Consider the following 22,343-nt stretch of genomic DNA (forward strand, 5'->3'; position numbering starts at 1 on the left):
AACGGAAGTGGGCCTGCACTGAAAAAGACCACTGTCCAAATTGGAACAGTGGCCTTTTGCGATGCATCTTATTTTTCCGTAATGGTGATCGTTTGGATTTTAATCGGTTGTTCCGGCGTGCTGGGCTCGCCTGTTTGCGGATTCTTTTTCACCTTTGCGCTGGCAATTTTTTGTACGACGTCCATGCCGCCAATGACTTTCCCGAAAATGGTGTAGTTGGGGGAGTTTTTCAGCCCTTCCACATCTGTGCCGGAGCCGATGAAGAACTGGCTGCCGTTGGTGTTGGGACCTGCATTGGCCATCGCTACCACGCCTACTTCGTATTTATGGCCGTTATTCAACTCATCTTCAAAAGTGTACCCTGGGCCGCCGACACCAGTGCCGAGCGGATCACCGGTCTGAATCATAAAATCTTTGATGATCCGGTGGAACGTAATTCCGTCGTAAAATTTGTCTTTGGCGAGGAAGACAAAGTTATTTACCGTGATGGGTGCATCTTTCGCAAACAGCTCGATTGTGATGTCGCCCATCGTTGTCGAAATTTTCGCCTGGTACGATTTGTTTTTGTCAATTTGCATGGCGGGCGCTTTTTCGTACTTTTTCGCGCCGGTAGGACCAGGCGGTTGAGCAGGCTCTTTGGATGGAGCATTTTCAGCAGGAGCCGACGGTTGTTGTGCAGGAGGGGCAGTCTCGTTGCCGCCGCTGGAACAGCCCGCAACCAGTACGATCGCTGTCAGACAAGCGAAAATAGTAGATATCAGTTTTTTCATTTCAAGCACCTTCCTTTGTTCTTCCTGATAGAGGAGTACGGTTCCGAATTATAGCACATCTGACAGGGGGAATGCCAATCCCCTAGTCTCCACTCACAGAGCCATGATATGATGGGGAAAAAAGGATAGGGTGATCAGCATGGGAGAAAGATTTGAAACCAGGACGGTACATATCGGCCATCAGCCGCTGCGCCAGGTGGCGAGCAAGTCAACCCCGATCTACCAGACATCGGTATTCGCTTTTGAAGGCTTGGAAGAAGTAGAGAAATATTACAGCGGTGAAGGTGAATACTTGTACACGAGAAACGGAAACCCGAATCAGACGGAGTTGTCCGATGCGATCGCGGCGCTCGAAGGGGCGAAAGCAGGAGTGAGCGCTTCCTCCGGGATGGGCGCGATCATGGCTGGACTTCTCGCCGTGCTGAAGCCGGGTGACCATGTCCTGGCTTCCCATGAAATATACGGCGGTACGTATGCTTTGCTTAGCAAAGAGCTTACCCGCTTTCAGATCGAACTGGAATGCATCAACCTCAATGAGCTGAAGACGCTGTCTCGCCATGTTCGCCCGACCACGAAGCTGTTGTTTATGGAGACGATCACCAATCCGCTGCTGACAGTGGCCGACATGCCTTTCTGGATCAAGCAGGCAAAAGAGCACGGGCTCACCGTGATGGTGGACAACACCTTCGCCACGCCGTACCTCGTGCAGCCGATCACACTGGGAGCCGATCTCGTCGTCCACAGCGCGACCAAGTACATCGGGGGGCACAGCGACGTCACTTCCGGCGTGCTGGTCGGCGATCCCGAGCTGATCGCAAGGGCGCGGGAGATCGTCGTCAATTACGGCGCCTCGCTTAGCCCGTTCGAGGCGTGGCTCACCGCCAGAGGGCTGAAAACACTCGCGCTGCGGATGGAGCGGCAATGCGACAACGCGAAGGAAGTAGCCTGTTTCCTGAAGCAGCATCCTGCGGTCGCTGCGGTTTATTATCCGTCAGAGGAGTCTACCGCATTCTTTGCGCGCCAGAAGCAAGGCGCAATGGTGTCCTTTACCCTGAAGGACGAAAGGAAGATTTACGATTTTTACCGCGCCTTGCAATGGATCAAATTCGCGCCGTCTCTGGCAGGTGTGGAGACGAGCGTCTCGCATCCCGTCACGACCTCGCACCGCGCCTTTACAGAAGAACAACGACTGGCTACGGGCATTACCATGGGCCTCGTCCGGCTGTCCGTCGGCATTGAAGCGGCAGCCGACATCATCAGCGAACTGGATCGGGCATTAGGAAAATAAATGGAAAGTCTGTTCCCGCAGCGCGTGACTTTCTTCCTGGTCCAATCGTAAAACATAGCCAGCATCGAACAAATACGTCTGACCGGCAGGTTCGCTTATCAGCAGCGAGCGATGCCGGCAGGCTGGAGGAAAACGCAATGGGAGTGGCAATTGAGCGTTCCGAGCAACCATCGGCCCTATCGAATGAGGATGATATTGAGTCTCGTCCATTTACCGAACTGTATGACGAATATTTTGACCGCGTCAATCGTTACTTGCGTTGCCGCGTGCAGAATCCGTGGGATGCAGACGATCTGACCACTGTCGTTTTTTTAAAAGCTCTCGAAAAGTTTGATCAATACAGCAGAAAAAGTCCGTTCGCTTCCTGGATTTTTCGCATTGCGCACAACACGTACGTGGATTTCATGCGAAAAAACAGGGAGCTGCCGGTAGATCAGCAAGATTTTCTGGATGCAGAACTGGACGATACCTGGCACCCGGAGAGGCAAGCGCTGACGAAAGAAGAAATCCGCCTGCTCCGTGACCGGCTTGACCTGTTGTCCCAGGATCAGAAGGATGTACTGATGCTCCGCTATTTTGCCGATCTCAAAATCAGTCAGGTAGCCGAAGTATTGGGCAAAACGGAGTCGAGTATCAAGATGATTTCATACCGGGGCTTGCTGAAACTTCAAAAGCTGTACCAGAAGGGGGGAGCCGAATGAAACAAGAGGATCATTCCCCCCGCCGCCGCAAAGAGGAGCAGACCGTCGTCCCCCTGCTCACTCACTTCCAGCACATGCGCCAGTCCGTTCCGGTCAACCACCAGCTGAAGGCGGAATTGAAAAAACAGCTGCTCCAGAGGATGCAGGAACTGGAGCTGCAAAACGGGGAAGGCACAGTGATCGCGCAGTCGGGGAAGCACCGCTGGAACATCCGTTTGATAGCGGCCATGGTGATCGTTGCCGTTAGCGTAGCCGTCTATTCGTGGTGGGAAAAAGGGGTGCTTGCTGTGGAGGCGCAAGGCCTGCTTTCTTTGCCGAAGCAGACGACGGCAGAGCAGATCGACATCGACCCGACAGGGGGTCAGCTGGCGTATATAGCGCCGCATGACGTCATTCGCAGCCTCCCGCTGGATGAGAAGAATCGACCGTTTGCCATTGCATTGCCTCCTACGAAAGGACGGTACAGCGCCCTGTCGTGGTCGAATCGCAGCGGACAAGTCGCGGTCGTCGAGCAGGTCGGCACCCGGTCACGCATCTGGATCGTACGTCTTCCGGTTGGGGGCAGCGAGGGCAGCCGCCGCCTGCTGAAGGAAGAGGACGAGGTCAGCTACCATTCGCCCACCTGGTCGCCCGATGACGAGACGATCGCCTTTACACGTGTGAAAAATGGCGTGGAGGAAGTCTGGATGAGCAGCACGGTGTCCTTCCGGGAATGGAAAATGGCAGAAGGCTCCCAGCCCGAATGGTCGCCGGACGGGCGTTATCTGGCGTACACCCGGTCAGGCAATGTGCAGGTCCTGGAGCTTGGCACAGGCAAAGTGACGGCGCTGGGACATGGAGAGTGGCCGTCCTGGAGAAGCAGCGTCCAGCTCACGTATACGAGCCCCGAGGGCAAGCTGGAGGAAGCCCAGCTCGATAAAGACCCGGTCAGCCAAAGGGAGCTGGAACTGTTGAGCCTGTACGGTGATGAAGTCGTGCGAGGGAATTGGTTGTCGGATGGCAAACAAGTGCTGCTCGTCCACCGCGACGGCCCGCCGAATTCACTCGTCGTTTCATTGGCGACACGATAACGGTCAGAGAAACGGGCAATGAACGCCGCACTGCCTTGGCTTGGAAGTGTCGCATGAATCGTGTACAATGAGAGAGCGTGTTGGAAAAGGGAGGTTTTTTCGTGAGCGAACAAGAAGTGCAAGTGATTGATTTTGAAGAAATGCTCCGGTTTATCGAAAAGCGCCTTGCATCCGCGGGAACGTACGTCAAACGGGAGGCCATCATTACCATCCTGCAGGCAGAGGAAGCATTTTTGCTGGAAAAGGGCGTTCTTCAGGAATACAATGAGTAGTACAAAGACAACCTGTCGATGGCGGCAGGTTGTTTTTTCATGCGACGCTTCATGCCGCGTGAAACGCGTGAAAAAAGTGGGTACATGATATTCGCCTGTTTGCTTCCGGCGAAAAAAAACGGTATGATGGAATGGAGAACCAAAAACATCGTAAGGACGTGAACGCATTGTCGGAAGAAAACAAAGAACTGGAATTGGGCGACATCATTACTCTGGATGATGAAGACGGAGAACCGTTGGGTGATTTCGAGGTAATCGCACTGTTTGACCTGAACGGTAAAGAATATATTGCCTTGACCGAAGCTCTGGAAGATGAAGAAAGCGAAGAGGAGCTGGACGAGGAAGTAGACATTTTCGTATTCCAGGTCGATGGCGGAGAAATGGTTCCGCTGGAAGAAGATGAAGAAGAAGCCGTCTATGCAAAACTGAACGAGGTCCTCGAAGGCATCGAACTGATCGACAAAGATTAATTTTCCTCCCCAAAAGCAAAGCCACCGCCTACAGGCAGTGGCTTTTGATTTGGTCAATCATTCATTTTGATAATGTTGTCCTTCAAGTCGCGGACGACGAGCAGGCATGTGTAATCGGACTCCTGCAGCTCGCGGACGAGCGAGGAGCTTTCGTCTTTGGTCAGACCCAGTTTTTCCAGGCGCGTGCGCAGCTCCTCCCCTCCGTTATCGAAGAAGTGTGCTTTGCTGTCGATGTCGCCGACCGCGCTTTCAAAGTGGGTGCTGTATTTATAAAAATTGTTCCGTTGATTCGAGTGGTTTTTATCCGGATTCCATTTGAGAACCCAGATGTCGTCCTTGTGGTAGCCGGACGAATTTAACGCCTGAATATCCGAGACAAGTTCATCATCGTACCGGTGAAATTTCACGAATGGCTTGGTTGCGCTGATCAAGATGGCATTCCCCCCTTTTTTCACGTCAGGAATCGATGCCTTACTAGGTTGCCCACTGGCACTGGAGGAATGAATGGAAAAACTTGTAGTTCTCTTTGACCAACGGGAAAATGTAGTGCTACACTGTAAGACGGCAGTCTTCCGGGAAATCGGGCCATCTCGCTTGGGGGCGGGATGGCTTTTTTGCCCCAAGCGGTTGCCAGGATTGAATACAATGGGAAGCATACGGTAAAATAGCGATTAAGTGTTCGCTTTTTTGCGGCTGCGCAAACAGGCTGTTCGCAGTCGGGTTTTCAGGAAAAGCAGCTGTATGGCATGGATTGCCATCTTCTCAAGAAGAATCCAGCTTCGTGAAAAAGAGCGCCTCCCTGAACGGAGGGGGGCATCGGGAAGTTGTACAGTGTAGAGGGGAGAACGCGATTGAAGGAAACAGACACACTTCATACGTTGACGTATACCGAAGAAGACATTCAGGTACTGGAGGGCTTGATCGCTGTTCGCAAACGGCCGGGCATGTACATCGGCTCTACGGGCAGCAGAGGTCTCCATCATTTGCTGTGGGAGATCGTCGACAACGCAAAGGACGAAGCGTTGGCAGGCGTGAACGATAGAATCATTGTGACGTTGTACAAGGACGGGAGCGTGAGCGTGGAAGACCACGGGCGCGGCATTCCGACCGGGATGCACAAGACGGGGCGACCGGTCCCGGAAGTCATTTTCACGACCTTGCACGCCGGCGGTAAATTCGGCGGCGGCGGGTACAAGAAAAGCGGCGGCTTGCACGGGGTAGGCTCCTCTGTTGTTGTCGCCTTGTCCAAGTGGCTGGAGGTCGAGATTCACCGCGAAGGGAAAATACATAGACAGCGCTTTGAATACGTGGTCGACGAAAAAGGGATCGAACATGTCGGCAAGCCCGTTACCGATCTGGAGATTGTCGGTACGACGAAGCGCACAGGGACGACTGTTCGCTTCCTGCCCGATGAAGCCATTTTTGGCAGCGCGCGCTTCGATTACGAAACCATCCGCGACCGTTTCCGCGAGACGGCCTTTTTGCTGAAAAAGCTCAAGATGGTGCTGATCGACGAGCGAGGCCCTGAGAAGAAACGCGAAGAATTTTTCTACGAGGACGGACTGAAATCGTATGTCGCCTATTTGAATGAAGGGAAGAACACCCTCCATCCGATCGTCTATTTTGAAGGGGAAAAGGACAACGTCTACGTCGAGCTTGCTTTTCAATATAACGACGGCTACGCAGAGACACTCGTCTCCTACGTCAATTCGATCGTCACGAGCGACGGCGGCACGCACGTCACGGGTTTCCGCAACGGGACGACGCGGATTTTCAACGAGTTTGCCCGAAAAAAGGGCTACTTGAAGGACAAAGACCCGAACCTGACAGGGAATGATCTGCGCGAAGGCTTTCTCGGTGTCCTGTCCCTGCAGATGGCAGACGTCCAGTTCGAGTCGCAGACAAAAGACAAGTTGGGGAACGAAGAGGCGCGGACGATCGTCGAGCAGATCATCTCGGAAAAGCTGGGCTTCTTCCTGGAGGAAAATCCGGAAATCGGCAAGCTGCTGATCGACAAGGCGTTGCGCTCGGCGGAAATCCGCGAAGAGCTGAGAAAGCAGCGGGAAGCCTTGCGCGGTGACAAAAAGGGCAAGACGGCAAAAAAACGCAAGTCCATCTCGGAAAAGTTCACCCCGCCGCAGTACAAGGACGCCAAGCGCAACGAGCTGTTCCTCGTCGAGGGGGACTCTGCGGGAGGTTCGGCCAAGCAGGCGCGCAACTCCGAATTCCAGGCGCTGTTCAGCCTGCGAGGTAAGCCGCTCAACACGGAAAAGGCAAAGCTCTCCGAAGTGTTGGCGAACGAAGAATTCCGCACCATTCTGGAAGTGCTGGAGACTGACATCGGCGAGGAGTTTTCCATCGAGAACTGCGCGTTCGACAAAGTCATCATCATGTCCGATGCGGACGTGGACGGCTCCCACATCCAGACGCTGCTCTTGACGTTCTTTTTCCGCTACATGCGCCCGATGATCGCGGCAGGGCATCTGTACATCGCCCAGCCGCCGTTGTATCAGGTGCGCAAGGCGAGCAAGGGCGGGAAGCAGTCGGAAGCGATCTACTGCTGGAGCGACTACGAGCTGGAGCAGGCGCTCAAGCAGGCGGGCCGCGGAGCAGAAGTGCAGCGCTACAAAGGGCTGGGCGAGATGAACCCGGACCAGCTGTGGGAGACGACGATGAACCCTGAGACGCGCAAGCTGATTCGCGTTCAGCTCGAAGACCTCGCCCATTCGGAAAAGCTCGTCACGGTGCTGATGGGCGACAAAGTTCCCCCTCGCCGCGAGTGGATCGAAAGCCACGTCACCTTTGAAATGGGGGAGGATGAATAAGCATGCTGTCCAACCAAATTATCGAGCAAAGCTTCGCGGAGATCATGGGCAAGCGATTCGGCGATTACGCCAATCTCGTCATCTTGTCCCGCGCCATCCCGGACGCCAGGGACGGGCTCAAACCGGTGCAGCGGCGGATTCTGTACGCGATGTACGAGGAAGGCAACACCCATGACAAGCCGTACCGCAAATCGGCGAAAACAGTCGGCTTTGTCATGGGGACGTACCATCCGCACGGCGACTCGGCCATTTACGAGACAATGGTACGCATGGCGCAATGGTGGAAAATGCGCCACGTGCTGATTCAGGGCCACGGCAACTTCGGCAGCCTGGATGCCGACCCGCCGGCAGCGATGCGCTACACCGAGTCCCGCCTGTCAGCTCTGGCGAACGAAATGACGCGCGACATCGAAAAAGATACGGTGACGTTTATCCCGAACTACGACAACTCGGCCCAGCAGCCGGCGGTCCTGCCCTCCCGTTTTCCGAACCTGCTGGTGAACGGAGCATCGGGGATTGCCGTCGGCTTTGCCACGGATATTCCGACGCACAATCTGGGCGAAATCATCGACGCAGCCGTCGCCCAGATGCGCAAGCCGTCGATTTCGCTGGACGAACTGATGCAGTACGTGAAAGGTCCGGATTTCCCTACAGGGGGGATCGTCCAGGGCATCTCCGGGATTAAAAAGGCGTTTGAAACCGGACGCGGGCAGTTCATCATCCGCGCCAGGACACACATCGAAGAGCCAAAAGGCGGCAAGCTGAAAAAAATCGTCATCTCCGAGATTCCGTATGAAGTCGTGAAGTCCAAGCTGGTCGCGCAGATTGACGAGCTTGTCATGGAGCGGAAAATCGAGGGGGCGCTCGCGGTACGCGACGAGACAGGCCGCAAAGAAGCGGAATTGAAAAAGGTCAGAATCGTTATCGACATTCGCAAGGAAGCGGACGTGCAGGCGATTCTCAACTACTTGTTCAAAAATACCGACCTGCAAATCTATTACAACTACAACATGAACGTGATCCACGAGGGAACGATCAAGCAGATGGGCCTCAAGGCACTGCTGGGGGCGTACATTGACCACCAGAAGGAAGTCGTTACCCGCCGTTCCCAGTACGATCTCGACAAAAAGCAGCACCGGGAACACATCGTCCAGGGGCTGATCCGCGCGAAATCCATCCTGCGGGAAATCGTCGACACGATCATGGATTCAGAGGACCGTGCTGACGCCAAGCGCAATATTATGGAGAAGTACGGTTTTACGGACGTGCAGGCTGATGCGATTTTGGCGATTCAGCTGGCTTCCTTGACCCGTCTGGACATCGTCAAGCTGGAGAAGGAGCTGGCAACACTGGCAAAAGAGATCGAGGAGCTGACGTCCATCCTCGCCAGTGAGAAAAAGCTCATCCAGGTCATCACCAGCGAGCTGAACGAGATCAAGAAAAAGTACGCCGAGCCGCGCCTGACGGAAATCCAGGGCGAGATCGAGGAAATCAAAATCGACATCGCGATGCAGATCAATGCGGAAGATTGCATCGTGACCCTCACGAACGAAGGTTACATCAAGCGGACGAGCCCGCGCTCCTTCAAGTCGATGGGCGGCACCATCGAGACCTGCGGGGTCAAAGAGGGCGACCGGGTCCGCTACTTCGTGGAGACCAATACGACGCACACCGCGCTGTTCTTTACCCAGGACGGCAAATACTTCGCGACGCTGGTCAATTCCCTGCCGGATGACAAGTGGAAAGACATCGGCTCCGCCCTCATCAACGTGATCCCGCTCGAGAAGCAGCAGAAGATCGTCGGCATGACGATCGTCGACAGCTTCAAGCAGCCGCTCTACGTCTACCATGTCAGCCGACTCGGCATGATCAAAAAGACGGCCTTGTCCGAGTACGAGACGAATCGTTCCGGCGCACTTGTCGCGGCCAAGCTCAGGTCGGACCAGGACGAGTTTACCGCTGCCTTTGTCGCAGATGATAACGGTTGTATTTTGGGAGCGACGCGCGACGGCATGGGCATCCGCTTCCCAAGGAGCGAGGTCAGCCCGACTGGCCGCGCCTCCAGCGGGGTGAAAGCAATCACGCTGGCACCGGGCGATGAAGTCGTGACGATGCTGTCGGTGGAAACGGATGATTCCCGTCCATTCAGCCTGCTTACGGCCGAAGGAGTGGTCAAGCGGACGAAGATCGCGGACATTCCGCTGCAAGGACGCGCAGGAAAAGGCGTCACGCTCATCCGCAAGCGCAAAAACAATCCTCACCGTCTGATCGCAATCAGCATCGAGGAGACGATGTACGCCTGGACGTCGCAAAACGAGTGGAGCCTCGTCGCCACGGATCAGGTAACCGTGAATGAACAGGGCGGGATCGGCCGCTCCATCGTCGAGGGCGGGGCGAAAGCGGTCGTCTTTGAAACCGTCTTGTCCACGGAAGAAGGAAAAGAAGAGTCAGCACCGAAAGACCCGGGTGATGCTCCCGCAGCGGGCGGCTCCCAGTCGAGACCGTCAGGAGAGCAATTCAGCCTGTTCGACGACAATGCTGGCGATGAGAAGGAGTGATTCGGTCATGTCACGAGCGTTCGAGCCGTTCGTTTCACATTTGAGCTGGCAGCAGCTTTCCCTGCTGCTGGATACGGTCCAATATTTCGAGGAGGCGCCGAAATGGCTGTCCATCCCCGGTGAACAAGGCGTTAGCGTGCCTGTGCCGATGAAGGCAGACACCCTGCGTGCCATGCTTGCCTGCGCAAACGAAGACGACGCGTTTGCGCGAGCGGCGTATTCCCTCGACTGGGAAGTGGGGGAAGAAGAGGGCAGCGGCGTCCTCATCGTCCGATTGCCGAATGGGGAATCCGTTCGTCAGCAAACCGTTTTGTCCCAATTTTCTCCTGTCTGATCACATGACAAACAGCCTTGTCTTCCGGTGCGCCGGCGGCAAGGCTGTTTTTGCCTGTGGCGAGATTTGGCCTGGTTTTGCCTGCCGGACGGCGTATAATGAGAGAGGAAGAGCCAGAGAAAGAAGGTTCAAAGAATGGAACGAATGTTAGTTATCAGCGATATTCACGGTGAGTTGAAGAAGCTGGAAGCGTTGCTGGAGAAAGCAGAGTATGACCCCCGCAAGGATCAGCTGATTTTATTGGGCGATTATGTCGACCGCGGACCCGCATCGCAGGGAGTGCTGGACAAAATAATGGAGCTGCACGCCCAAGGTGCCATCGTCCTGATGGGCAACCACGATCACATGATGCTCAAGTCGTTTGAACAAGACAAAGTATTCATTGAGCGCTGGTTCCGCAATGGCTCGCAGCAGACGCTGGGCAGCTACGGCCATGCAGCAGGCGGGCTGGGGAGCGGAGTGCCCGAAGCTCTGAAGCTGACCCCGCAATTGGAGCGGCACATTGCGTTCTTGAGCGGCCTTGCCTGCTATCACGAGACAGAGGACTACATTTTCGTACATGGCGGCGTGCATCCGACGACTCCGCTGCACGAGACGGACCCGTACACGCTGATGTGGATTCGTGACGAGTTCCACACAGGCTACAAGGGAGACAAGACGGTCGTCTTTGGCCATACCCCGACGGAAATCTTGCACGGCACACACGACGTCTACTTCGGAGAGAACAACATCATCGGCATCGACGGCGGGGCTGTCTTTGGCGGACAGCTCAACTGCCTGGAGCTGCCGAGCAAGAAAGTGTATTCCGTTCGCTAGAGTCCGGAGCCAAAGGCACGGCAAAAATGCTCGACCTTCTGACAAACGTGTTGTATCCTTGCAATCTACTAACTGAAATCGATTACAATTACGAGAATTTAGTAATAGTCTATCAGATAAAAATATTCAAAATATTAGTTGACACATGGGCACTTGCTCCGCTATATTTACAGTGTAATCGATTACAAATGGAAGGGACATCCAAGGCTAATGGCAACCATCCAGGAAGTAGCAAAGGAGGCAGGCGTCTCCGTCGCTACCGTTTCACGCGTACTCAACAAGCATGCCTCTGTTTCCCCGAAGACGAGAGCCAAAGTCGAAAAAGTCATCGAACGGCTTCAGTACAATCCCAACATGCTCGGCCGCAACCTCCGCTGTGCGGAAAGCAGGATGCTGCTCGTGCTTGTCCCCAGTATTTCCAACCCATTCTACTCCAAAATCGTACAAGGAATCGAAGACGTGGCACGGCGCCATCAATACAACACCCTCCTGTGTACGACCGACTCCGATGTGGAGCGGGAAAAAGTGTATCTCGATCTTTTGCGCAACCGCATGGCGGATGGCGTTATTTCGATGGACCCGGCGATCGACCTGGAAAACATCCGGCAGCTCGGCGACGAATATCCGCTCATCCAATGCTGTGAATACAGCGAGTCGGACCAGACGCCGTACGTTTCGATCGACAACCAGACCGCTGCGTACAAGGCAGTCAAGCATCTTTTGCTGATGGGACACAAAAAGATCGCCATCATCAATTCCGACGAACGCTTTTTGTACGCCCGGCACCGGCAGGAAGGGTATTTGCGTGCGCTGCGCGAATTCGGGCTGCCTGTAGAAGACCGCTACATCCTCCATACCGATTTGCATTTTGAATCCGGCCACCGGGCAATGAAGACGCTGCTTGCCCTCCCGGATCGCCCGACAGCCGTCTTCGCTGTCTCTGACACGCTCGCGATCGGCGCCTTGCGCAGCATCAAGGAAGCCGGGCTGACCGTTCCCCGCGACATGGCCGTCGTCGGCTTTGACAACATTCCGTTCGCCAGCATGATGAATCCCAGCCTCACGACAGTCGCCCAACCGATGTACGAGATCGGCTGCGAAGCGGCACGCATGCTGATCAGGCGCATCGCTTCCCCGGGGGAGCGCGTGGAGAGCGTCGTTTTGGATTACGAACTATTGATCCGGGAGTCTACGATGGGGTAATGACTCCGCCTGCCTTAGTTTTTTGTCCCGTGTTTCCTGTAAACGCTCGCACGACGGGAGACCCGGGGTTTCTAATAAAAAACAGAGGGGGAACTTGCATGAAGCGCGTTCGTTTTGGCAAATGGGCAGTTTTGGCACTTTCAGCGATGCTGACGCTCGCCGGATGCGGCGGCGGAGGGTCGGCTGGCGGCAGCTCGGGAGCGGGAGGACAGGGAGGCAGCAGCGCCGCACCAAATCCGGCGCCCGCAGCGGAGGAAAAGGTCATCGGCATGTCTTTTCCCGCAGCTGACCACGGATGGCTGGGAGCCGTCATCAAAAATGCGGAGGACGAAGCGAAGGCAGAAAGTCTCAAGTACGTCATCACCACTGCTGCCGATCCGAACAAGCAGACGAATGACATCGAAGACCTGATCTCCAAGAAGGTTTCTGCCATCGTGATGCTGCCGATCGAATCCGCTGCGATGACGCCGGTGGCGAAAAAGGTGAAGGACGCCGGAATTCCTCTGATCGTCGTCGACCGCGAGCTGGAAAGCGACGATTTCACCGCGTTGGTGAAGGGCGACAACAAAGGCATCGGCATCCACGCGGGAGAGTTTCTGGCGGAGAAGCTCGGCGGCAAAGGGAAAATTGTGGAGATCATCGGGGTGCCGAGCTCTGTCACGACGATGCGCAGCGAAGGCTTCCGGGAAGCGATCAAGAGCTATCCGGACATGCAAGTGATTGCCAGCCAATCGGGAGACTTCCAGAAAGAAAAATCGCTCAATGTCATGCAAAACATTTTGCAGTCCGAGCCGCAGATCGATGCAGTCTACACGCATGATGACGAGATGGCGTTGGGCGTACTGCAGGCGATCCAGGAAGCGAAGCGTACGGATATCAAGGTCGTGACAGGAGCGGGCGGACACAAGGACGTCTACAAGCTGATCAAGGACGGCGATCCGTTGATGCAGGCGACCTTCACGTATTCGCCGCTGATGGTCAAGGACGCAGTCAGGCTGGCAGCCCAGATCATGAATGGCAAGACGCCGGCGGAAAAAGTCACGATGCTCGAGGCGACACCTGTTACGAAAGACAATATCGACAAGTTTTACGATCCGAACGCGAATTATTAAGCGCGCCAAATGCCATGTCAGGGAGGGGCGGCAGAGGATGATGAACCGTCTGACGGTTGCCGTCCCTTTTTGGGGCAGATGGTCGGTTTGCAGGAGGAGCACATGGCGGAAAATGTCCTTCACATGCACGGGATACACAAAGCATTTAACGGCGTACCAGTGCTAAAGGGAGTCGATTTGTCGCTTGGCCGCGGGGAGATTCACGCATTGCTGGGGGAGAACGGAGCAGGAAAGTCCACGCTGATGAACATACTCGGCGGAATCTTGCAGCCGGACGCGGGTGAAATCTGGATCGAGGGACAGCGCATGCACTTGTCCGATCCGCGCGTGTCCGGGCAGGCAGGCATCCGCTTTATTCACCAGGAGCTGAACGTGGTGGCGGACTTGTCCGTGTATGAAAACATTTTTTTAGGGGCGGAATGGACCAACCGGTTTGGCTTTTTGCGCGTGGAGGAAATGTGCAGGCGAACAGAAGAGTTGCTGGGCAAAATGGGGGCGTCCCTGCATCCGAAAAGCATGGTGCGCGATCTGGAGCCTTCGTACAAGCAGATGGTCGAAATCGCCAAGGCGTTGTTGACGGACGCGAAAATCTTGATTATGGATGAGCCGACCGCCTCCCTCGCCCGGCATGAAGTAGAAAAGCTGATGGAAATTATGCGCACGCTGCGGGACAGCGGAGTCAGCATCATCTACATTTCGCACAAGCTGAAAGAAGTGCTCGCCGTATGCGATCGCTATACCGTGCTGCGCGACGGGCAACTCGCCGGAACCGGGCACGTCTGTGCGACAAGCGAAGAAGAACTGACCCGGATGATGGTAGGCAAATCGGTGGGGAGCAGCGCGGACAGGGCATCAACGCAAATCGGAGAGGTCTGCCTGGAAGTACGGCAGGCAAGCAGCGGCAAATGGTTCCGCAACATCAGCTTCACCTTGCGCAAAGGGGAGATTCTCGGCTTTACAGGGCTTGCTGGAGACGGCAGGACCGAACTGTTTGAAGCGGTCTTCGGCTGCCGCCCTTACACCGGCGAAATTCGGATAAGCGGGCAGGTGCACAGGCTGCGTCATCCGCGCCAGGCGCTGGAGGCGGGGATCGGACTCGTCCCGAAAAACCGCAAGGAAAACGCCATCATCAAAGATATGAGCATCCTTGAAAACATGAGTCTCGCCGCACTGGACCATTTTCAAAAGCGGCTGCTGCTTGACCGCCGAAAAGAGGCGGATGCCTTTTCCCGTTATCGTGACCAGCTCGGCATCAAAGCGGCTGATCCTGCGCAGTCAATCGTCAGCTTGAGCGGCGGCAATCAGCAAAAGGTCGTGCTTGCCAAATGGCTGGAGGCCGCACCGGAGATTCTCATTTTCGACAACCCGACACAGGGCATCGACGTCGGTGCGAAAGCGGAGATTTACCAGATCATCACGGAGCTGGCGCAGCAGGGAAAAGCGATCGTCGTCCTGTCGTCGGAGCTGCCCGAAATCATGAGGCTGTGCGATCGCGTGCTGGTCATGTACCAGGGAGAGATTACAGGCGAGTTGGCACGGGAGCAGTTCGACGAAGAGCGATTTATGCTCTACGCGACCGGCGCGAAAAAGGAGGAACAAACGGTATGACGAACATGCCCAATCTGCCAGGCGCTCCCCAGCGTGCGCCCGTTTCTCCCTGGAAGTCGCGCGCCCAGTGGATCTGGTCGGAGTACAGTGTCGTCGTTGCCTTTGCGGCGATTGTGCTGATCGCGTCGCTGGCAGACACCCATTTTGCCAGTGTCAACAACGTGACGAACATTTTGCGGCAAGTATCCATCATCGGGATCATTTCGCTGGGGATGACGATGGTCATGCTGTCCGGCGGGATCGACCTTTCTGTCGGAGCCGTGCTCGCCCTGCTCGGGGCGCTCTCGGTCAGTGTGCTGAATGCGACGCAGAGCGTCTGGCTCGCGCTGCTGGCAGCCTTGCTTGCTGGGGCAGGAGTGGGCGCGCTCAACGGCCTCATGGTGACGAAGGGGAAAATCCCTTCCTTTATCGCCACCTTGGGCATGATGGCATCGGCCCGCTCGATCGTGCTTTATTTTGCGCAAGGCGGCAGCCTCTCGGGGAAAGCGGAAGGCTACACCGCGATTGCCAATACGGAGTGGTTCGGCCTCGCCGTGCCGGTATATATCTTTCTGCTGATGACAGTGCTGGTTTACGTCCTCATGCACAAGACGCGTTTCGGCCGCTACGTCTACGCGATCGGCAGCAATGAAAAGGCGGCGCTTCTGTCCGCCATTCGGGTGAATCGCGTCAAGCTCGGGGTGTATATGCTGTGCAGCGTGTTCGTCGCAGTTTCGGCGATCATCGAATCGTCTCGCCTGAATTCCATTTCTTCCGCCAGCTCCGGCATTTCCTACGAGCTGGACGCGATTGCCGCCGTCATCATTGGCGGCACCCGGATGTCGGGAGGGCGCGGGAAAGTGATCGGCACCTTCTTTGGCGTCCTGATCCTCGGCGTGTTGAACAACATGCTGAACCTGATGAACATTTCCCCTTACCTGCAAGGCTTGGTAAAAGGGCTGATCATCATCGCAGCTGTGCTGCTGCAAAAGAAAGAACCGCAATAACGAGAAAAAGAGGAGGCTATGTCCATGACAATCAAAGTAGGTATCATCGGCTGCGGCTCCATCGCCAACCAGCGACATGCGCCGGAATACGCGCAAAATCCACATGCGGAAATCGCTTTCGTCTACGATCCCAATCCGGAGCGGGCGAAACGGCTGGCTGAACGCTTTGGCGGGAGAGTCGCAGCCAGCTGGGAGGAGGTCGTCGCGCATCCGGAGGTGGACGCCATCAGTGATTGCTCGACGAACGAGATGCACCATATCATCACGACGCGCGCACTGCAGGAGGGCAAGCACGTCCTCTGCGAAAAGCCGATGGCAACGACGCTCCAAGGCGCGCGTGAAATCCTCGCAGCGGCGGAAAAATCAGGAAAAGTGCTCATGATCGACCACAATCAGCGGCTGGTTGCAGCTCATCAGATGGCGCGCTCGCTCCTGCAGGCAGGCGAACTCGGACGGGTGCTCACGTTCAAAACGAGCTTTGGTCATAAAGGGCCAGAATATTGGAGCATCAACGCGACAAATTCCACCTGGTTTTTCAAAAAATCCCGCTCAGCGCTTGGCGTAGCCGGTGATCTGGGGATACATAAAATCGATCTGCTACGCTACTTGCTGGACGATGACGTCGCGGAGGTCAGCGCTTTTGCCGGGGCGTTGGACAAGAAGGACGAGCGGGGCGAGCGGATCGAGGTGTGCGACAACATGGTTTGCATCCTCCGCATGGCATCGGGCGCAATCGGGACAGCTTCCTTTAGCTGGAGCTACTACGGAGATGAGGACAACAGCACCATTTTGTACGGAGAAAAAGGCATCATGAACATTTTTGCGACCCCGGGCGCAGACATCGAGGTTGTGAAAGCGACTGGGGAGCGCAGGACTTACAACGTCGGTGCCATTCAGACCAACGACAACCAAACGAGCAGCGGTGTTATTGACGCCTTCATTCAGGCCATTTTGCTGCAGGAGCCACCCGTCGTCACCGGCGAGGATGGACTGCGGGCACTTGAGATTGTCCAGGCGGCGGTCGAATCGGCGGAGACAGGGAGATGCGTATCGACCGTATCGACGCTGCCTAATCATGGATAAGGAAGACTGGTATCGGTCACACTATGGCAGGAGGTGACCACTGTGGAACGAAACATGAATGTAAACGGCAGGGAATACAATTTTGCCACCACGTATGACGGAGATTCGCAGTACAATGTGCAAGTGCGCAGCGGCAACAAAGTGGTTACGATGTTCAAGGTCGCGGCGGAATCCGAGAATGACGTCTTTGACGCCGCCCTCGCTCATTTTTCCGCAGATGTGGAAATGGGGAATATCAACGTATGAGTGAAAACAGGGGACGCAGCCTCGGACAGGGGCTGCGCTTTCATTTCATTCGCGGTACATACATCTGTTGCAAATCGATTGTGGCCGTGTCGAAGTAATGGTTCAAAAGGACCCTTGACGGAAGCCTCGTCTTTTCATGCTTCTCCAAATATGCTACAACTGGAGAGATGAAACGGTTCGGGAGGAGCAGAACAGACATGCAAAAGCGACAGGAACGGGACCCGCTTTTGGCGGTCGAAGAATGGCGGGCGAATCCCGCTGCGATGCAGCACGTCACAGAAGGCGAGCTGATCGCCGTGCTGCGTCAGATCGAGCAACGGAGGCAGGGAGAACAGCCGGATGAGCGCGGAGGAGATCAGGGGCCTGCTGCAGGGCTGGACCGTGCCGAAGCGGTCGTGCTCACGGGATTGGCGGCGCGGCGGATGCATAAAAAGGGTGGACATGCCTTGGCACAGGAATGGCTGGATCGAGCCGCCCAGCTTGACCCCGCATATATGCCGATCTGGGAGGGACAGCTGCAACTGCATTTTTCCGCATTGCGCGGACATGTGCTCGCGGATGCCTTTCCGACGATTCGGGAGACAGACAATGTCATGACGCGCAGGCGCACGGTCGAAGTGTTGTCGTCACTGGCTGCCTCTGAAATGGCTGACATCGGGAAATGGCGCGAGGTGGCGGCGCAGGCGCTGCAGGCAGCGACAAGGCTGCAACATCCCGAGCGGATGGCTGCAGCGCAGGAGCTGGAGAGGTTGTACGCATATCGGGAGCAGCTGCTGCAGGAGCTGACGGAGCGGGTGCAAGCGTATGCCGGTTCGCTGTCCGGCGTATTTTTCTCCTCCGAGATGTTGTCGCAGCTGCAAGATACGATCCGGACCTTGAGCCGTCAGCACGAGGAAAAAGCGCGACTGCTGGCAAAGGACGATTCGGCCGACAGCAGCAACATCTCGGAGGCCGGCGAACTGACTGCTCTGGAGCAGCTGGAAGGGCTGATCGGTCTTGCCGAGATCAAGCACCGGGTCCGCCAGCTCGCACAATTTTTGCAGTATCGCCGTATACGCGAGGAAAAAGGATGGCAAATGCAGGACGAGCTGCCGCTGCACCTGGTGCTGATGGGAAATCCAGGGACAGGCAAAACCACGCTCGCCCGCCTGATTGCCCGTCTGTACCATGAGCTGGGCCTTTTGGAACGTGGGCAGATGGTGGAGGTGGACCGCTCTCACCTGGTAGGGGCGTACGTCGGGCAGACCGAGCAACGGGTCATGGATGCCGTGAAGCGGGCGGACGGAGGGGTGTTGTTCATCGATGAAGCGTACAGCCTGAAGCGTCCGGACAGCTCCGGGAGCGATTATGGACAGGCTGCGATTGACACACTCGTCGCCGCGATGACCAGCGGGGAGTACGCGGGCCGCTTCGTCGTGATCCTGGCCGGCTATCCGGAAGAAATGCGCCATTTTCTGCTCGCCAATCCGGGTCTGTACAGCCGCTTTCCGGAGACGGGGCACTTTCTGCTCCCCGACTACAGTGTGGAGGAACTGCTGACCATTGCCGATCACGTGGCGCACCGCAACGACTTTTCCTTGACCGAGCCAGCGCGGCGGGCGCTTCGGCAGAGGATCGAACGAGCCCAGGTAGACGATACGTTCGGGAATGCCAGGACGGTTACGAATATCGTGCTCGATGCCATCTTCGCCAAAGGGCGGGCGACCGCAAGAAAAGAGCTGAACTGGGGAGACTACACCGTGCTGCTGCCCGAAGATGTCGCAATCGAGGAGCAGGCAACGGGTGGGGATACGGCCAGGGAGAAGCTGGATAGGCTGATCGGGCTGGACCAGGTAAAGGCAGAGATCAGGAAAATTGCTGCTTTCGTCGGCGTCCAGCAGGAGAGGGGCGCGCGCGGCATGCAGCGCAGTCCGATCGAGCTGCACGCCATATTTACGGGGAATCCCGGTACAGGCAAGACGACGGTGGCAGCACTGTACGCGCAAATCTTAAAAGAGACGGGCTACCTGAAACGGGGGCATCTCGTCCAGGTGAGCCGCGCCGATCTCGTAGCAGGCTACGTCGGACAGACCGCCTCGCTCACTCGCCGAAAAGTGCGGGAAGCGTTGGGCGGTGTCCTGTTTATTGATGAGGCGTACTCGCTGTTGGGCAGCAGCGAACACGATTTTGGCCAGGAAGCGGTGCACACGCTCGTGGAGGAGATGACCCGCCATGGGGAAAATCTGGTTGTCGTCCTGGCGGGGTATCCGATGGAAATGAACCGGCTGCTTGCCAGCAATCCGGGGCTGATGTCCCGCTTCAAAAAATATGTGCTGTTTCCCGATTACACGGCAGACGAGCTTGTCCTCATTCTGGAGCAGGCAGCAACGGCGGCGGGTTATCACATCGAAGCGGGAGCTCTGCGCCAGATCAGGGACAAGCTCCGCGCTGCGATGGCGTCCCAGAGACTGGAAGGCAACGGGCGATTTAGCCAGAACCTGCTGCAGGAAGCGATGCAGCAGCAGGCACTCCGCTTGATGAACGTGGCGAAGCCGGACTGGACGGACAGCATGCTTTCGACATTGACGTGGGCGGATTTTTCGCCGCTCCTCGACTGGATACGGGAAGAAACAGGTACAGAAAACTAGTTTTTGTCCCTGTTTCTCCTCCCCCCGCCCTTTTTCAAACGCACTTTCTGCCAGTATAATGAAAATATTACGATAGGTTGGGAAGGGTGTTTATCTTTGCAGAGTCGTTGGTATGCAGGACTGTCTGCGGCTGTCGCTTTTTCGCTCTTGGTGACCGCAGTTCCGACAGAAGCGAAACAATGGAAAGAGCGCAAAGGCCATATTCAGATTGAGGCAAAAACAGAGACAGCAATCGACGGGGCAACTTCAAAGGCAGCGGATCAATCCGGGCTTGTCGTCGTTCAGCTAAGCGGGCCTGTCCGGGAAGAGTGGAAGGAAGAAATCGAAGACATCGGGGTCACTCTGGGGGATTATTTGCCCGATTTCGCGTTTATCGCCAAACTGGGCCGACCGCAAAATAAAAACAAGCTGTTGAAGCTCCCCTTTGTGGAGAAAGTGACGCCGTTTGCGCCAGTCTCGAAGGTCCCCTCCTCCCTGCGGTCCGCTCTTGGAAAAGAGAAGGCGGTGGATGTGGCCGTCATCGGTTTCGACGACAGCGTAAACATGCGCAGGACGATGGACAGCCTGGCGGAGCAGAGCGTGCAGGAGGTGCGGACCCTTGCACAGTCCAAACATATCTCCATCGCTACGATGAGTGGACAAGCCGTGGAAAAACTGATTCAGTCCGATGATGTAATTGCGGTCGTGCCCGTACCGGAAAACGAGCTGCGCAACGATGTGGCCGCGACCATCATTCACGCGGATGAGCTTGCCGGAACCGGGTATGACGGGGCGGGCGAGATCATCGGCGTTGCAGATACCGGCCTGGATACGGGAACCAAAGCTTCTCTGCATCCCGATTTTCAAGGACAAGTCAAAAACATTCACGCCTTGGGCAGGCCGGACGATGCCCGCGATCTGCACGGACACGGCACGCATGTCGCCGGCTCGATTCTCGGGACAGGGGCTGCATCCGACGGTCAGTACAAAGGGATGGCACCCGGGGCCAGGCTCGTTTTTCACGCGATTGAAGACGCAGACAAGGATCTTGTGACCGATGTCAGGACGATTTTGAAGGAGGCGTACGAAGACGGCGCACGGATACACTCCGATTCCTGGGGGGCTGATGACGAGGGCGAATACAGCTACACGTCGTATTTGTTTGACAAGTTTTTGTGGGATCATCCCGATATGACCGCGCTTGTGGCGGCAGGAAACGTGGGCGATGAAGGGTACCAGACGATTGGCAGCCCTGCCACCGCCAAAAACGTGATCGCGGTCGGAGCGACAGAAAATGAGCGCCCGCGTTTCGGATCGCAGTCCGACGATGAGGATGATGTCTGGAAGTACAGCAGCCGAGGCCTGACGGCAGACGGGCGGATCAAGCCGGATCTCGTGGCGCCCGGCACCTCGATCCTGTCGACCCGTTCCTCGCTGGCGCCTGGCAAAAATTTTGATCAGACCGTAGGCGATCGTTATGCGTATATGACCGGCACGAGCATGGCGACTGCGATCATGGCAGGCGGTGCGGCCCAGGTGCGTCAGTATTTGCGCGAGCAAGGCGAGACGAAACCGAGCGCGGCGCTGCTCAAAGCGATCCTGCTAGGCAGTGCGGACGAGCTGGGTGCGGATATGCGGCTGCAAGGATACGGACGCGCCAATCTTCTCTCCGCGATCCATACGAGCTACAAGGATGAGACGAATGGGCTGAAGACGCAGGACAAGAAAACGTATTTCGTAAAAGTGTCGGATGATTCCAAACCGTTGAGCATCACGCTGGCGTGGACGGATTATCCGGCATCCCTGGCCGCAGAGCGGGCGCTGGTCAACGATCTGAACTTGACGGTTACAACGCCGGACGGGAAAAGGCTGAATGGCAACGACTTTTTTGAGGCCCCATACGACGATCAGGTCGACAATCTGAACAACGTCGAGCAAATCTGGATTGAGAAGCCGCCGAAAGGGGTCTACACGGTAACGGTACAAGGCTACAACATCCCGAAAGGCCCGCAGCCGTATGCGATTGCGACTACCGGACAGTGGAGCGAGGAGGAACCTGCGCCGCCAGAGCAAGAGTTCATGAAGGAGTCGATGTACAGGGCGACGCTCACCAAGAAGAAGCCTTACCGCGAATATACGATTCGCTTGCGCAGAGCTGGAGAAGTGAGCGTGTCCGCTACCTGGGAAGGAAGCTCCGATGTGAATCTGGCCATTTACAACAATCAGGAGGAGGAAGTAGCCTCCGCCAGAACCAAAGCCAACCCGGAAGAGTTGAAGGTGTACATCCCGGAAAACGGATTGTATAAGGTCCGGGTCGAACTGAAAAAGGGCGGCGACACCCCGGTGAAAATGACGGTTCGCTACCCTGGAAAATAAATAGGCTGACTGCAGGTTT

Annotated in this window: 19 protein-coding genes; 17 read left to right on the forward strand and 2 right to left on the reverse strand. The window is 56.1% G+C overall.

Annotated features, from left to right (window positions below; translation table 11 throughout):
• Positions 1-68: 68 nt before the first annotated feature.
• Positions 69-770 carry a peptidylprolyl isomerase gene (locus ACFSO0_RS16070; protein WP_376881879.1) on the reverse strand — a complete coding sequence of 234 codons (702 nt, stop codon included), beginning with the start codon at positions 768-770 and terminating at the stop codon, positions 69-71.
• A 139-nt stretch (positions 771-909) separates the two neighbouring features.
• Here ACFSO0_RS16070 and ACFSO0_RS16075 point away from each other — a divergent pair, with 139 nt between their 5' ends.
• The 5 genes from ACFSO0_RS16075 (at position 910) to ACFSO0_RS16095 (ending at position 4,571) form a co-directional block, all read left to right on the forward strand.
• On the forward strand, positions 910-2,058 hold the full coding sequence (locus ACFSO0_RS16075) for a trans-sulfuration enzyme family protein (protein WP_376881881.1): 1,149 nt from the start codon (positions 910-912) through the stop codon (positions 2,056-2,058).
• Between the two features lie 137 nt (positions 2,059-2,195).
• A complete protein-coding gene (locus tag ACFSO0_RS16080) occupies positions 2,196-2,759 on the forward strand; it encodes an RNA polymerase sigma factor (RefSeq protein ID WP_376881882.1) in 564 nt (187 codons plus the stop codon).
• Positions 2,756-3,829 (forward strand): TolB family protein, encoded by a 1,074-nt coding sequence (locus ACFSO0_RS16085; RefSeq protein WP_376881884.1) that lies wholly within the window; start codon positions 2,756-2,758, stop codon positions 3,827-3,829. The genes ACFSO0_RS16080 and ACFSO0_RS16085 overlap by 4 nt, the downstream gene beginning before the upstream one ends.
• A 101-nt stretch (positions 3,830-3,930) precedes the next feature.
• A complete protein-coding gene (locus ACFSO0_RS16090) occupies positions 3,931-4,101 on the forward strand; it encodes a hypothetical protein (RefSeq protein WP_376881886.1) in 171 nt (56 codons plus the stop codon).
• A 167-nt stretch (positions 4,102-4,268) separates the two neighbouring features.
• A complete protein-coding gene (locus ACFSO0_RS16095) occupies positions 4,269-4,571 on the forward strand; it encodes a DUF1292 domain-containing protein (RefSeq protein ID WP_376881887.1) in 303 nt (100 codons plus the stop codon).
• Between the two features lie 53 nt (positions 4,572-4,624).
• Here ACFSO0_RS16095 and ACFSO0_RS16100 read toward each other — a convergent pair whose 3' ends face one another.
• Positions 4,625-5,002, reverse strand: a complete 378-nt coding sequence (locus tag ACFSO0_RS16100) for a YflT domain-containing protein (RefSeq protein WP_376881888.1) — start codon at positions 5,000-5,002, stop codon at positions 4,625-4,627.
• Positions 5,003-5,422: 420 nt separating this feature from the next.
• Between ACFSO0_RS16100 and ACFSO0_RS16105 the strand changes: the two genes are divergently transcribed.
• The 12 genes from ACFSO0_RS16105 to ACFSO0_RS16160 all read left to right on the forward strand — a co-directional run bounded on the left by ACFSO0_RS16105 (position 5,423) and on the right by ACFSO0_RS16160 (position 22,324).
• Entirely contained in the window at positions 5,423-7,396 is a 1,974-nt protein-coding gene (locus ACFSO0_RS16105) for a DNA gyrase/topoisomerase IV subunit B (RefSeq protein ID WP_376881890.1), read from the forward strand.
• Between the two features lie 2 nt (positions 7,397-7,398).
• Positions 7,399-9,954, forward strand: a complete 2,556-nt coding sequence (gene parC / locus ACFSO0_RS16110; RefSeq protein ID WP_376881892.1) for a DNA topoisomerase IV subunit A — start codon at positions 7,399-7,401, stop codon at positions 9,952-9,954.
• A gap of 7 nt (positions 9,955-9,961) precedes the next feature.
• The gene (locus tag ACFSO0_RS16115) at positions 9,962-10,288 is read left to right on the forward strand and encodes a hypothetical protein (RefSeq protein ID WP_376881893.1); all 327 of its coding nucleotides are present in this window, start codon (positions 9,962-9,964) and stop codon (positions 10,286-10,288) included.
• 135 nt (positions 10,289-10,423) lie between these two features.
• Positions 10,424-11,104: a metallophosphoesterase family protein gene (locus ACFSO0_RS16120; RefSeq protein ID WP_376881894.1), complete on the forward strand. Its 681-nt coding sequence runs from the start codon at positions 10,424-10,426 to the stop codon at positions 11,102-11,104.
• A gap of 210 nt (positions 11,105-11,314) precedes the next feature.
• Positions 11,315-12,307, forward strand: a complete 993-nt coding sequence (locus ACFSO0_RS16125; protein ID WP_376881896.1) for a LacI family DNA-binding transcriptional regulator — start codon at positions 11,315-11,317, stop codon at positions 12,305-12,307.
• A gap of 98 nt (positions 12,308-12,405) precedes the next feature.
• Positions 12,406-13,419 (forward strand): substrate-binding domain-containing protein, encoded by a 1,014-nt coding sequence (locus ACFSO0_RS16130; protein ID WP_376881897.1) that lies wholly within the window; start codon positions 12,406-12,408, stop codon positions 13,417-13,419.
• Positions 13,420-13,521: 102 nt separating this feature from the next.
• Positions 13,522-15,027 (forward strand): sugar ABC transporter ATP-binding protein, encoded by a 1,506-nt coding sequence (locus ACFSO0_RS16135; protein ID WP_376881898.1) that lies wholly within the window; start codon positions 13,522-13,524, stop codon positions 15,025-15,027.
• Entirely contained in the window at positions 15,024-16,013 is a 990-nt protein-coding gene (locus ACFSO0_RS16140; RefSeq protein ID WP_376881900.1) for an ABC transporter permease, read from the forward strand. Before ACFSO0_RS16135 ends, ACFSO0_RS16140 begins: the two co-directional genes overlap by 4 nt.
• Positions 16,014-16,037: 24 nt before the next feature.
• A complete protein-coding gene (locus tag ACFSO0_RS16145; protein ID WP_376881901.1) occupies positions 16,038-17,096 on the forward strand; it encodes a Gfo/Idh/MocA family protein in 1,059 nt (352 codons plus the stop codon).
• Positions 17,097-17,138: 42 nt separating this feature from the next.
• Positions 17,139-17,342, forward strand: a complete 204-nt coding sequence (locus tag ACFSO0_RS16150; RefSeq protein WP_376881902.1) for a hypothetical protein — start codon at positions 17,139-17,141, stop codon at positions 17,340-17,342.
• Positions 17,343-17,539: 197 nt separating this feature from the next.
• Positions 17,540-19,969, forward strand: a complete 2,430-nt coding sequence (locus ACFSO0_RS16155) for an AAA family ATPase (RefSeq protein WP_376881904.1) — start codon at positions 17,540-17,542, stop codon at positions 19,967-19,969.
• A gap of 96 nt (positions 19,970-20,065) precedes the next feature.
• Positions 20,066-22,324 carry a S8 family serine peptidase gene (locus tag ACFSO0_RS16160; protein ID WP_376881906.1) on the forward strand — a complete coding sequence of 753 codons (2,259 nt, stop codon included), beginning with the start codon at positions 20,066-20,068 and terminating at the stop codon, positions 22,322-22,324.
• Positions 22,325-22,343: the final 19 nt, after the last annotated feature.

Source organism: Brevibacillus sp. GCM10020057 (genome assembly GCF_042683565.1).
Lineage (GTDB): Bacteria > Bacillota > Bacilli > Brevibacillales > Brevibacillaceae > Brevibacillus.

Coding starts and splice junctions, on each gene's coding strand:
- ACFSO0_RS16140 (WP_376881900.1), top strand. CDS start 15,024: ATGACGAACATGCCCAATCTGCCAGGCGCTCCCCAGCGTGCGCCCGTT.
- ACFSO0_RS16070 (WP_376881879.1), bottom strand. CDS start 770: ATGAAAAAACTGATATCTACTATTTTCGCTTGTCTGACAGCGATCGTA.
- ACFSO0_RS16080 (WP_376881882.1), top strand. CDS start 2,196: ATGGGAGTGGCAATTGAGCGTTCCGAGCAACCATCGGCCCTATCGAAT.
- ACFSO0_RS16135 (WP_376881898.1), top strand. CDS start 13,522: ATGGCGGAAAATGTCCTTCACATGCACGGGATACACAAAGCATTTAAC.
- ACFSO0_RS16085 (WP_376881884.1), top strand. CDS start 2,756: ATGAAACAAGAGGATCATTCCCCCCGCCGCCGCAAAGAGGAGCAGACC.
- ACFSO0_RS16155 (WP_376881904.1), top strand. CDS start 17,540: ATGCAAAAGCGACAGGAACGGGACCCGCTTTTGGCGGTCGAAGAATGG.
- ACFSO0_RS16075 (WP_376881881.1), top strand. CDS start 910: ATGGGAGAAAGATTTGAAACCAGGACGGTACATATCGGCCATCAGCCG.
- parC (WP_376881892.1), top strand. CDS start 7,399: ATGCTGTCCAACCAAATTATCGAGCAAAGCTTCGCGGAGATCATGGGC.
- ACFSO0_RS16115 (WP_376881893.1), top strand. CDS start 9,962: ATGTCACGAGCGTTCGAGCCGTTCGTTTCACATTTGAGCTGGCAGCAG.
- ACFSO0_RS16145 (WP_376881901.1), top strand. CDS start 16,038: ATGACAATCAAAGTAGGTATCATCGGCTGCGGCTCCATCGCCAACCAG.
- ACFSO0_RS16125 (WP_376881896.1), top strand. CDS start 11,315: ATGGCAACCATCCAGGAAGTAGCAAAGGAGGCAGGCGTCTCCGTCGCT.
- ACFSO0_RS16120 (WP_376881894.1), top strand. CDS start 10,424: ATGGAACGAATGTTAGTTATCAGCGATATTCACGGTGAGTTGAAGAAG.
- ACFSO0_RS16130 (WP_376881897.1), top strand. CDS start 12,406: ATGAAGCGCGTTCGTTTTGGCAAATGGGCAGTTTTGGCACTTTCAGCG.